Raw genomic sequence first — 11,892 nt, 5'->3', positions numbered from 1 at the left:
ACTGCCCTGGAGACGGGGTGGGAGAGTAGGACGCCGCCGGACAACCCTTCACCGAAGGCCCACCCCACACGGGGTGGGCCTTCGGCATTTCCGCACCCAGCACGCCGGATCGCCGGCGGCGCAGCAGGCCGCACGTCGCCCGGAGCGCGAGCGAGGGTCGCCGACGTCTGGCGGACGCCGCCGCTCGTCGGCCGCCGGGTGCGACGCCGCGCCGCCGCATCATGTGCGGACCGCCTGTGACAGGGCAGGATCCTCGTCCTCCCGTCGTGGGAGGATGGCCTGCGCAAACTTCAGAACGAGAGGGAACCCCGGTGAACGACACCCCCCGTGAGCCCGAGCCGGATCGTCCGTCCTCGGGCGACGACCGCGGTGGTCGACGCGACCGTGACGGTCGGCAGGAACCTCCCCGTGCGGGACGTGGTCGGGAGGGCGGCGCGCCGTCGGGCGACCGCCGTGGCGGGCCCGCCCGTGGAGCCGGCCGTGGTGCCGGGGACCAGCGAGACCGCGGCCAGGGTGGCTACCGCGGTCGGCGCGACGACGACCGTGGCCGCCCGGGCAGCGATCGTCCGGCACGCGACGGGGCGAGCCGCGGCTCGGGCGGGCGCCCGGACCGCGACCGACGAGACGGCTCCCGCGGGACCGCCGACGCACGGGGTGGGGACCGCTCCGACCGTCGCGGTACGTGGGGCGAGCGCGGTGACTCGTCGCGCGGCCCGCGCCGTGAGTACGGCGCAGCGCGCGACGACCGGTCGCGTCCCCGCGACGGTGACGCCGGGTCGCGTCCGTGGCGCGACGGTGCGGACCGTCCCGCACGGGGCGGAGACGCTGGTCGCGGGCGCTTCGAGCGCGACTCCGCGGGCGGGCGTCGCGGACCGGGCGGACCGCGCGACGACCGCCGCGGCGGTGACCGTCCCGGGGGAGAGCGCCGGGGCCACGCCCCGCGCGCCGGGGCCGGCCGCGACCGCGAGGGCTTCGACCGACGTCCTGAGCCTCGGCACCCTGCCGGCCCGGACCTGCCCGAGGACGTGCAGATCTCCCAGCTCGACCGCGCAGCGCGCGGCAGGCTCCGGACGCTGAGCAAGGACACCGCCGAGGTCGTCGGGCGCCACCTCGTCATGGCGGGCCGCCTCATCGACACCGACCCGGAGCTCGCGTACGAGCACGCCCAGGCCGCGGTGCGTCGTGCCGGGCGGGTCGACGTCGCGCGCGAGGCCGCGGGGCTGACCGCCTACCGGACCGGACGGTACGCCGAGGCGCTGCGTGAGCTGCGCACGGTGCGCCGCCTCAACGGGTCCTCCGAGCACCTGCCGATCATGGCCGACTGCGAGCGCGGTCTGGGGCGTCCCGAGCGTGCGCTCGCCCTCGCGTCGTCGGACGAGGCCGCGACCCTGGACGACGTCGGCCGGACCGAGCTGGCGATCGTCGTGAGCGGCGCGCGCGTCGACCTCGGTGAGCTCGACGCGGCCCTCGCCGTGCTCGACAACGTGCCGCCGGTCGGTCGCGGCGGCGAGCTCGGCGCGCGCGTGCTCCAGGCGCGCGCGTCCGTCCTGGAGCTCGCCGGCCGCACGGAGGAGGCCGCCGAGATTCTCGCCGGCATCGACGCGCGCCTGCTGGCCGCCGCGCTGGGCGAGGAGGACGAGGACGTCGTCGTCTACGACCTGAGCGAGGAGCTCGAGGAGGAGGACGAGGACTCGGACGTCACGGGCGACGAGCCGGACGCCTCGACCGGCGAGCCCGAGGCCGCTCCTGACGAGGCCGAGACCGGGTCGGCGTCGTCCGACCCGGATGAGCGGCCGACGGACGGGGGCGACCGGTGACCGCCGGCCTGCTCGCGAGCGACGTCGCGCTCGCCGACCGCTACGACCTCGCGCTCGTCGACCTCGACGGTGTCGCGTACCGCGGGCACGAGCCGATCGAGCACGCGTCCGAGGGCCTCACGGCCGCGCGGGGGCGCGGGATGCGGCTGGTGTTCGTGACGAACAACGCGTCCCGCGAGCCGGAGTCGGTCGCCGAGCAGCTCACCGGTCTCGACATCCCGACGACGCCGGACGAGGTGATGACCGCGGCGCAGGCCGCCGCGGCGCTCCTGCGCACCCGGCTCGAGCCGGGGGCGCGCGTGCTCGTCGTCGGCGGTGCGGGCCTGCTGACGGCGGTGCGCGAGGCGGGCTTCGTCGTCGTGGAGAGCGCGGACGACGAGCCCGACGCCGTCGCGCAGGGGTTCGCGCCCGAGCTCGGCTGGACCCAGCTCGCCGAGGCCGCCTACGCCGTCCAGCGCGGCGCGTGGCACGTGGCGAGCAATCTCGACCTGTCGCTCCCGACCGCGCGCGGCTTCGCCCCGGGCAACGGTTCGCTCGTCGGGGCGGTGCGCGCCGCGACGGGCGTGACGCCCGACAGCGCGGGCAAGCCGTCGCCCACGATGTACGGCCTCGCGATCGACCGGGCGGGTGCGCAGGCGCCGCTCGTCGTCGGCGACCGGCTGGACACCGACCTCGCGGGAGCGCGGGCCGGGGGCTATCCCGGTCTGCACGTCCTCACGGGCGTGAGCACCGCGCGTGACGCGATCCTCGCGGAGCCCGGGCTGCGTCCGCACTACGTGGGCGCGGACCTGCGCAGCCTCCTCGAACCGCACCCCGCGCCCGAGCGCGACGCCGAGGGCTGGTGGGCGTGCGGGGACAGCGCGGCCCGCGTCGAGGACGGCGCGCTCCGCCTGGACGTGCGCGGCGCGGCGACGGTCGACACGGTGCGAGCCGCGGCGTCGGCCGCCTGGGCGGCGGTCGACGACGGGCTGCCCGTCGACCCGGCGAGCGTCCCCGACCTCCCGGTGGGGACGCACTGACGGCACGCGGGGCGGATCACCGCGGCGGCGCACGGCGCGCGGCGTGCTTCCGGCACCGTGCGCCCTCGTCCGTGGGACGCTACCGGTAGCGTGGTCCGCGGTCCCCGGGGCGACGCTCCGGGTGACGCGCGACCAGACAGGAGGCAGGACATGACGGACGGTCCGCAGCGACCCGTGCCCGGTCCGCCCCCTGGCCGTGCGGCCGACGCGCGCGTCGGCGACGCCGAGGTGTCGCTCGAACCGGTCCTCGCTCGGCTCGCCGAGCTGGACGGCCTCGCGACGGCTGACCACGTGGGGGTGCTGGAGGCCGTGCACGACGCGCTGGTCGCCGAGCTGGCCCGCGCGGAGGACTGAGCGTGGGGGAGCGGGACGGCGCCCGGCTGGACGGCGAGCTCGTCCGGCGCGGGCTCGCACGGTCACGGCGGCACGCGGCCGAGCTCGTCGCGGCGGGCCGGGTGACGCGCGCCGGGACGGTGCTGACCAAGCCGTCGACCGCCGTCGGCCCCGAGGACCTCGTGGAGGTGACGCCCGACCCGCACGACCCGGGCTATGCGTCCCGGGCCGCGTTCAAGCTCGCGGGCGTGCTCGACGCGCTGGACGCGGCCGGTCGTGCAGGCTCGGCGGAGGCCGGGGGGCTGCCCCGTGCCCCGGTCGTCGACGGTGCGCGATGCCTCGACCTCGGCGCGTCCACGGGTGGGTTCACCGACGTGCTGCTGCGGCGCGGCGCGCGCGAGGTCGTCGCGGTCGACGTGGGCCACGACCAGCTGGTGCCCGCGCTGCGGGCCGACCCGCGCGTCGTCGTGCACGAGGGGCTCAACGTGCGCGACCTGTCGCCCGAGCACGTGGGCGTCGTGCCCGACGTCGTGGTCGGCGACCTCTCGTTCATCTCGCTGGCGATGGTCCTGCCCGCCGTGGCCGGCGTCGTCGGGCCCGGGACGGACCTCCTGCTGCTGGTGAAGCCCCAGTTCGAGGTCGGCCGCGAGCGGCTCGGCAGCGGCGGGGTCGTCCGCGACCCCGCGCTGCACGTCGAGGTCGTCGCCGCGGTCGCGCGGCACGCCGCGCTGGTCGGGCTGCGGCCGATCGCCGTCGTGCCGAGCCCGCTCCCCGGTCCGAGCGGCAACCGCGAGTACTTCTGGTGGCTGCGCGCGGGGGACCCGGGCCGGGCCGACGGCGCGGCGTTCGAGGACGAGGCGCTCGAGGGCGCCGCGGCGCAGGCCGTCGCGTGGCAGCCCGGGCCCGACGGCGGCCCGCCCCCGGTCGTCGCGGTCGCCCGCACCGTGGGCCCGTCCGCCGAGCTGTCCACCGAACCGCCCGATCGACCCTCCGCCGCGGCCGTCCCGCCGCCGGCAGCGCACGCCGCACCGGGCGCGGCCCCGACCACCGACCGACCCCTGACCGGAGGAGCAGCGTGACGCGACGCGTCCTGATCGTCACCCACGGCGGCCGCCCCGAGGCGGTCGTCGCGCTGCACGAGGCGGTGAGCGAGCTCGAGCGCGCCGGTTTCGAGGTGACGCTGCACGACGACGACCTCGCGGAGACGTTCGGCGACCACATGGCGCGCACGCGGGCGCGCGAGGGCGTCGCGGAGTCCGAGGTCGTCATCGTGCTCGGCGGCGACGGCACGATCCTGCGCGCGGCGGAGCTCACCCACGGCACGGGCGTGCCGCTGCTGGGGGTGAACCTCGGCCATGTCGGGTTCCTCGCGGAGAGCGAGCGCGAGGACCTGCGCGCGGCGGTGGGCCGCCTCGCGGCGTTCGACTACACGGTCGAGGAGCGCACGATCGTCGAGGTCCGCGCCTACCTGCCGGGCGAGCCGGAGCCGCTCGTCGGCTGGGCGCTCAACGAGGCGACGGTGGAGAAGGCGCAGCGCGAGCGGATGATCGAGGTCGTGCTCGGCGTCGACGGCCGTCCGCTCTCGTCGTTCGGGTGCGACGGCGTCATCACGGCCACGGCGACGGGCTCGACGGCGCACGCGTTCTCGGCCGGCGGCCCCGTGATGTGGCCCGAGGTCGACGCCGTGCTCGTCGTGCCGCTCGCGGCGCACGCGCTGTTCGCGCGCCCGCTCGTCGTCGGTCCCCGGTCGACGATCACGGTGGACGTGCTGCCGGACTCGGCGTCGTCGGGCGTCCTCACGTGCGACGGCCGGCGCCGCATCGACCTGCCGAACGGCTCGCGCGTCGAGGTGCGGCGCTCCGACACGCCGCTGCGTCTCGCGCGCCTGAGCACGGCGCCGTTCACGGACCGGCTGGTGTCGAAGTTCTCGCTGCCGGTGGTCGGGTGGCGCGAGCGTGCGGCGAGCGTCGCCGCGACGGCGGGCACCGCCGCGGAGCGCGCCGCGGCCGCTCCGGGCGGCGCGGGCGAGACGGGCAGGCGCCCCGGCGACGGGGGCACCACGGACGAGGAGGAGTGAGCGTGCTCGAGGAGATCGCGATCGAGAACCTCGGGGTCATCCGGTCGGCGCGCGTCCCGGTCGGCGCCGGGCTGACGGTGATCACGGGCGAGACGGGTGCCGGCAAGACGATGGTCCTCACCGGCCTCGGCCTGCTCATGGGCGGCAAGGCGGACCCGGCGACGGTGCGCCCGGGCGCGGCGAGCGCCGTCGTGGAGGGCCGGGTGCGCGTCGCGGACCGACCGGCGGTCGCGCAGCGCGTCGACGACGCGGGCGGGCAGGTGGACGACGACGGCTCGGTCGTCATCCTGCGCACGGTGGCCGCGGAGGGCCGCTCGCGCGCGCACCTCGGCGGGCGCAGCGTCCCCCAGGGCGTCCTGGCGGAGATCGCCGACGACCTCGTCACGGTGCACGGGCAGTCGGACCAGCTCCGGCTGCGCACCGCGAGCCGTCAGCGCGTGGCGCTCGACGCGTTCGCCGGGCCGCAGCACACCGATCTCCTCGGGCAGTATCGCGAGGCGTGGGCCGAGCGGTCGGCGCTGCAGGCGCAGATCGACGACATCGAGACGCGCGCGGGCGAGCGTGCCCGGGAGGCGGAGCTGCTGCGCCTCGGGCTCGCCGAGGTCGAGCGGGTCGCGCCCCAGCCGGGCGAGGACGTCGAGCTCACCGCGCTCGTCGCGCGGCTCGGGAACGTCGAGGAGCTCCGGGTCGCCGCGCAGCTCGCGCACGACGCCGTCGCGGGCGACGAGGCCGCCGAGCCGCAGGAGAACGCCGTCGTGTCGGTCGACCGCGCGCGCCGCGCGCTCGAGTCGGTGGCCGGGACGGACCCGGCGCTCGCGCGCCTCGCCGAGCGGCTCGCCGAGGTGGGCTACGTGCTCGCGGACGTCGCGACGGAGATCTCCGGCTACGTCGAGGACCTGGCGGCGGACCCGGCCGGCCTCGAGTCCGCGCACGCGCGCCTCGCCGAGCTGGGGACGCTCACGCGCAGCTACGGGGAGACGGTCGACGACGTCCTCGCCTGGGCGAGCGACGCGGGGCTGCGGCTCCTGGACCTGGACGACGGCGGGGAGCGGCTCCAGGCCGCGACGGCACGCCGCGACGAGCTCGACGCGGAGCTGGACCGGCTCGGCACGGCGATCACGGCCTCGCGCGAGCGGGCCGCCGCCGAGCTCGCGACGGCCGTGACCGAGGAGCTGCGCGGGCTCGCCATGGGAGGCGCGAGCCTCGTCGTCGACGTCGAGCGCGCCGAGGAGCCCGGCCCGTGGGGCGTCGACGCCGTGACGTTCTCGCTCGTCGCGCACGCCGGCGCGCCCGCGCGCCCGCTCGGCAAGGGCGCGTCGGGTGGCGAGCTCTCGCGCGTCATGCTCGCGATCGAGGTCGCGCTCGCGACGGCCGCCGTCGACGGCACCGGGCAGGTGCTGCCCACGTTCGTGTTCGACGAGGTCGACGCGGGGGTCGGGGGCAAGGCGGCCGTGGAGGTGGGGCGCCGGCTCGCGTCGCTCGCGCGGCGCACCCAGGTCGTCGTCGTCACCCACCTCGCGCAGGTCGCCGCGTTCGCGGACGTGCAGCTCGTCGTCACGAAGGCGTCGGGCGAGGGCGACCCGTCGACCGCGGTCACGGTCACCGGTGTGCGCGAGGTCACGGGGGAGGAGCGCGTCCGCGAGCTTGCGCGGATGCTCTCGGGCCAGGAGGACTCGGACGCGGCCCGCCGCCACGCGGTGGAGCTTCTGGAGTCGTCGGTCGTGGGACGATAGGGCACGATGAGACTCACTCTGCGCAAAGCCTCCCTGCCGGAGGCCGGGTCCGGCACGCTCGGCCCGGCCAAGGTCGACGCGCGCACCAAGGCGCTCACCAAGCGGCTCAACCCGGGGGACGTCGCGGTGATCGACCACGTCGACATCGACCGGGTCGCCGCCGACGCGCTCGTCGCCGCGAAGCCGTCCGCCGTGCTCAACGCGGCCAAGTCGGTCTCGGGCCGCTACCCGAACCTCGGCCCCGACGTCCTCGTCGAGGCCGGCATCGTGCTCGTCGACGACCTCGGCCCCGCGATCATGGCGATCCCCGAGGGCCGCGTGGTGCGGCTCGACGGTGGCAAGGTGTACCTGGGAGACGACCTCGTCGCCGAGGGCGTGCTGCAGAGCGAGGAGACGGTCGCGCGCAGCCTCGAGGAGGCGCGCGCGAACCTCTCGGTCGAGATCGAGTCGTTCGCCGAGAACACGATGAACTACCTGCGCCGCGAGCGGGACCTGCTGCTCGACGGCGTCGGCGTCCCGGACATCCGCACGTCCATCGAGGGGCGTCAGGTCCTCATCGTCGTGCGGGGCTACCACTACCGCGAGGACCTCGCGACGCTGCGTCCCTACATCACGGAGTACCGGCCGGTGCTCATCGGCGTGGACGGCGGCGCGGACGCGATCCTCGACGCAGGGTGGAAGCCCGACATGATCGTCGGGGACATGGACTCGGTCTCCGACCGCGCGCTGAGCAGCGGCGCGGAGATCGTCGTGCACGCCTACCGCGACGGCAAGGCGCCCGGCCTCGAGCGCGTGCAGGAGCTCGGCGTCGAGCCCGTCGTCTTCCCGGCGACCGGCACGAGCGAGGACATCGCGATGCTCCTCGCCGACGACAAGGGCGCCGAGGTCATCGTCGCCGTCGGCACGCACGCGACGCTCGTCGAGTTCCTCGACAAGGGCCGCGCGGGCATGGCGAGCACGTTCCTCACCCGGCTCCGGGTCGGCGGCAAGCTCGTCGACGCCAAGGGCGTGTCGCGCCTGTACCGGCACCGGATCTCCAACCTCCAGCTCTGGCTCCTCTCGATCGCCGGGCTCCTCGCCGTCGTCGCGGCGCTGTGGTCGACGGCCGCGGGCCAGACGTTCTTCGGGATCGTGGGCGCCCGGTTCGACGACCTGTGGTCGTGGATCGGGACGCTCTTCTCGGGCGGCGGCTGAGCCCGCCGGGCCGTCGTCGTCGACGGCCCGCGCACGTGCCTCCGGCGCGTGCCCTCCGGCGGACGGCGCCGACCCTGACCCTTGCCAGCACGCAGCAGCTCGAACCGAAGGACACCACCGCACAGTGATCGACTTCAGGTACCACATCGTCTCGTTGATCTCGGTCTTCCTGGCGCTCGCCGTGGGGATCATCCTCGGCGCGGGCCCGCTCCAGGGCGCGATCGGCGACCAGCTCACCGGGCAGGTCGAGCAGCTGCGCACCGAGCGCAACGAGCTGCGCGACCAGCTCGACCAGGCCAACGTCACGCTCGGCGACGACGCGCGGTACATCGAGGCCGCGGGGCCGCAGCTCGTGGCGGGGTCCCTCCAGGACCGTCGCGTGGCGGTCGTCGACCTGGACGGCGCGGACGACGAGCGCGACGACGCCGTCACCGCGCAGCTCGAGACGGCGGGCGCGTCCGTCGTCGGGCACGTGCGCCTCACGGACTCGTGGACGAGCCAGGACGAGGAGAGCGCGCGGCAGACGGTGGCCGAGGGCCTCGGCGACAAGCTCGGCGACGTCCCGCAGGACGCGACCCCCGAGCAGCGCCTGTCGCGCGCGCTCGCGCTCTCGCTCACCGGGGCGGCGCCGTCGAGCACGGAGGAGCGCAGCCCCGAGGCGGTCGAGCTCGAGGCGCTGCTCGAGCGCTTCGCGCTCGTCGACGTGGTCTCCGAGCAGACCCTCCCGGCGGACGTGGTCCTGCTGCTCGCGGGCTCCGCTCCCTCGCCGGCGACCCCCGCCGCGGAGGGCGAGGAGCCGCCCGCACCCGACACGTACGCGGTCGACATCGAGGTCCAGGTGGCCGTCGCCGCGCAGGACGTCGCAGGCGCCGCGCTGGTCGCCGGCCCCACGGCGGTCTCGGGCGACGTCGTCTCGACGATCCGCGCGAACGAGGACCTCGCCTCGACGGTCTCGACCGTCAGCGGCATCGAGGCCGAGCCGGGCCGGATCAACGTCCCGCTCGCGCTCGCGGCACGGCTCGCGGACCAGGTGGGTCAGTTCGGGTTCGAGGAGAGCGCGACGGCCGTCCTCCCGCCCGCGGTCGAGCTCCCGCCGGTGACGCGCACGACGGCGTCCCCCGCGGGCGCGCAGGACGCCGCGGCGGGCGACGCCGCGGGCGCCCCGGCCGGTGCCGGGGCCGACGTCGAGCAGGCCGACGCCGGCGCGGGGGAGGGCTGACGTGGGGCGCGCGCTGCGCACGCTCGCGGCCGCCGGCGTCGCCGCGACGGTGACCACCGTGGCACGCCGCGCGGCCGGGTCGCGCGCGCCCGGGGGCGCGGAGCGCTGGACCCGGACCAACCACCGGGGCGAGCCGATCAGCCTGCTCGAGGGCCCGGCCGTGGCGGCCGGCCTCGTCGCCGGCACGCTCGCGGCGGGCGGCGACGCCCGCACGCGCGCGGCGGTCGCCCTCGCGACGGCCAGCGCGGGCACGTTCGGCCTCGTCGACGACCTCGCGGAGGACACGACGAGCCGCACGAAGGGGCTGCGCGGCCACCTCGGAGCGCTGGCGCAGGGTCGGGTCACGACGGGTGCGCTGAAGATCCTCGGGATCAGCGGCGTCTCGCTCGTCGCCGCGGCGATCGGCACGCGCCGCACGGGCGGGGCGTTCGGGCACCTCGTGGACGTGGGCGTGAACGGCGCGCTCATGGCCGGCACCGCGAACCTGCTCAACCTCCTCGACCTTCGCCCGGGGCGCGCCCTCAAGGCCGCCGGGATGGCGTCGCTCCCGTACCTCGGCACCGCCGCGGCGCCGACGACGGGTGCCGTCCTCGGCGCGGCGGTCGCCGCGGCGCCGGGGGACCTCGGCGAGCGCGACATGCTCGGCGACTGCGGCGCGAACGCGCTCGGTGCCGCGCTCGGCTCCCAGGTCGCGCTCACCGCGCCCCGCCCGGTGCGCTGGCTCGCGCTCGCGGGCGTCGTGGGGCTCACCCTCGCGAGCGAGAAGGTGAGCTTCTCGAAGGTCATCGAGGGCAACGGCGTGCTGCGGCGCGTGGACACGTGGGGCCGGCGCCCGGCGTGAGCGCGCGGGCGGGGCGGCTGCGCGCCGCCACGGGCACCCTGGCGGGCGCCGCCGCGATGATCACGCTCGTGACGGTCGCGAGCCGGCTCGTCGGGTTCGCGCGGTCGCTCGTGCAGTCCGCCGCCGTCGGCACCGAGGGCGTCGGGTCGGCGTTCACGGCCGCGAACCTGCTGCCGAACGTGCTGTTCGAGGTCGCCGCGGGCGGTGCGCTCGCCGGCTCGGTGGTCCCCCTCCTCGCCGGGCCGATCGTCCGGCGCGCGGGCACCGAGGTGTCGCGCATCGCGTCGGCCCTGCTCGGGTGGACGCTCGTCGTGCTCGTCCCGCTCGGGGGGCTGCTCGCGCTCCTCGCGCAGCCGATCGCCGGCCTCCTCATGCGCGAGCACCCCGAGCTCGTCGACGTCACGGCGACCTTCGTGCGCGTGTTCGCCCTGCAGGTGCCGCTCTACGGGCTCGCGGTCGTGCTCGGGAGCATCCTCCAGGCCCACAAGCGGTTCTTCTGGCAGGCGTTCTCGCCGCTCCTGTCGAGCGTCGCGGTCATCGTCGTCCTCCTCGTGTTCGCGGGTCTCGCGGGCGGCAACCAGAAGGACGTCGCCGAGCTGTCGGGCCAGGCCATCGCGTGGCTCGGCTGGGGCACGACGGCGGGAGTGGCCGTCCTCGCGCTGCCCCTCGTGCTCCCCGTGCACCGGCTGGGCGTCCGCCTGCGGCCCACGCTGCGCTTCCCGGGCGGCGAGGCGGTCCGGGCGCGCAACCTGGCGTTCGCGGGCGTCGGGGCGCTCGTCGCGCAGCAGCTCTCGGTGCTCGCGATCATGGGCGCCGCCTACCGGTTCGGGCCGGAGCAGACCTTCCCGACCTACTGGTACGCCCAGCAGGTCTACCTGCTCCCGTACGCGGTGCTGGCCTTCCCGCTCGCGACGAGCACGTTCCCGCGCCTCGCGGAGCACGTCGCGCACGCCCGGCACGACGCCTACCGGCGCCTGCTCGCGACCACGACGCGCACGCTGCTCGTCGTGGCGGGGCTCGGCGTCGCCGCGCTGATCGCCGCGTCGGCGGCCGTCGAGGCGGTCTTCGCCCGCATCGCGACGGGCTCGGTCGACGGGCTCGGGGGAGCGGTCGCCGCGATGGCGGTGGGCATCGTCGGGTTCTCGCTGGTCCTGCACCTGTCGCGCGCGCTGTACACGATCGACCGCCAGCGGGTCGCCGTCGTCGTGACCGCCGCGGGCTGGCTCGTCGTCGCGGCGACCGCGTACGTGCTCCCCGCCCTCACGGGTGCCCGCGACCAGGCCGGGGTGCTCCTGCAGCTCGGCCTCGCGACCGCGGTGGGGATGTCGGTCGCGGGCGCGGGGCTGCTCCTCGCGACGCGCCGCCACGCCGGCCCGGAGGCGACGCGCGGCGTCCCGCGGACGCTCGTCGTCGTCGCGGTCGGCGTGGCGCTGGGCGCGCTCGCGGGCTCGGCGCTGTCGAGCGCCCTGCTGCCCGACGACGCAGGCTGGCTGCCCGCCGTCGGCGTCGGAGTGCTGGCTGCCCTCGTCGCGGGCGTGGTCGTCGTCGGCGTCTCCCTGGCCGGCGACCGTGCGGCCCTCCTGGGCGTCCTGCGCCGCGGTGCGCCGGGCTCGCCGCGCCACCCGGTGTGAGCGGACCGACCCTCGGGTCCGCGTGCCG

10 protein-coding genes are annotated in these 11,892 nt (G+C 76.8%); all 10 read left to right on the top strand.

Features of this window, described 5'->3' with window-relative positions:
* Positions 1-1,025: 1,025 nt before the first annotated feature.
* Entirely contained in the window at positions 1,026-1,817 is a 792-nt protein-coding gene (locus ABIE39_RS04575; protein ID WP_255437144.1) for a tetratricopeptide repeat protein, read from the top strand.
* Positions 1,814-2,836, top strand: a complete 1,023-nt coding sequence (locus ABIE39_RS04570) for an HAD-IIA family hydrolase (protein ID WP_257417110.1) — start codon at positions 1,814-1,816, stop codon at positions 2,834-2,836. Before ABIE39_RS04575 ends, ABIE39_RS04570 begins: the two co-directional genes overlap by 4 nt.
* 150 nt (positions 2,837-2,986) lie before the next feature.
* Entirely contained in the window at positions 2,987-3,190 is a 204-nt protein-coding gene (locus tag ABIE39_RS04565) for a hypothetical protein (RefSeq protein ID WP_085388060.1), read from the top strand.
* Between the two features lie 2 nt (positions 3,191-3,192).
* A complete protein-coding gene (locus ABIE39_RS04560; protein WP_354050609.1) occupies positions 3,193-4,248 on the top strand; it encodes a TlyA family RNA methyltransferase in 1,056 nt (351 codons plus the stop codon).
* On the top strand, positions 4,245-5,246 hold the full coding sequence (locus ABIE39_RS04555) for an NAD kinase (protein ID WP_175008671.1): 1,002 nt from the start codon (positions 4,245-4,247) through the stop codon (positions 5,244-5,246). Before ABIE39_RS04560 ends, ABIE39_RS04555 begins: the two co-directional genes overlap by 4 nt.
* A gap of 2 nt (positions 5,247-5,248) precedes the next feature.
* Entirely contained in the window at positions 5,249-6,979 is a 1,731-nt protein-coding gene (gene recN, locus ABIE39_RS04550) for a DNA repair protein RecN (RefSeq protein WP_354050607.1), read from the top strand.
* A 6-nt stretch (positions 6,980-6,985) separates the two neighbouring features.
* Positions 6,986-8,173, top strand: a complete 1,188-nt coding sequence (steA, locus tag ABIE39_RS04545) for a putative cytokinetic ring protein SteA (RefSeq protein WP_021482582.1) — start codon at positions 6,986-6,988, stop codon at positions 8,171-8,173.
* Between the two features lie 124 nt (positions 8,174-8,297).
* On the top strand, positions 8,298-9,392 hold the full coding sequence (locus tag ABIE39_RS04540) for a copper transporter (RefSeq protein WP_175008669.1): 1,095 nt from the start codon (positions 8,298-8,300) through the stop codon (positions 9,390-9,392).
* A gap of 1 nt (position 9,393) precedes the next feature.
* Positions 9,394-10,233 carry a hypothetical protein gene (locus ABIE39_RS04535; RefSeq protein WP_186810410.1) on the top strand — a complete coding sequence of 280 codons (840 nt, stop codon included), beginning with the start codon at positions 9,394-9,396 and terminating at the stop codon, positions 10,231-10,233.
* Positions 10,212-11,864 (top strand): murein biosynthesis integral membrane protein MurJ, encoded by a 1,653-nt coding sequence (gene murJ / locus ABIE39_RS04530; protein WP_354050604.1) that lies wholly within the window; start codon positions 10,212-10,214, stop codon positions 11,862-11,864. The genes ABIE39_RS04535 and murJ overlap by 22 nt, the downstream gene beginning before the upstream one ends.
* Positions 11,865-11,892 lie beyond the last annotated feature (28 nt).

It is taken from the genome of Cellulosimicrobium sp. 4261 (assembly GCF_040546915.1).
GTDB lineage: Bacteria > Actinomycetota > Actinomycetes > Actinomycetales > Cellulomonadaceae > Cellulosimicrobium > Cellulosimicrobium cinnabarinum.
Note: the sequence above shows the minus strand (reverse complement) of the source record. Positions and strands in the feature narration are given on the sequence as shown.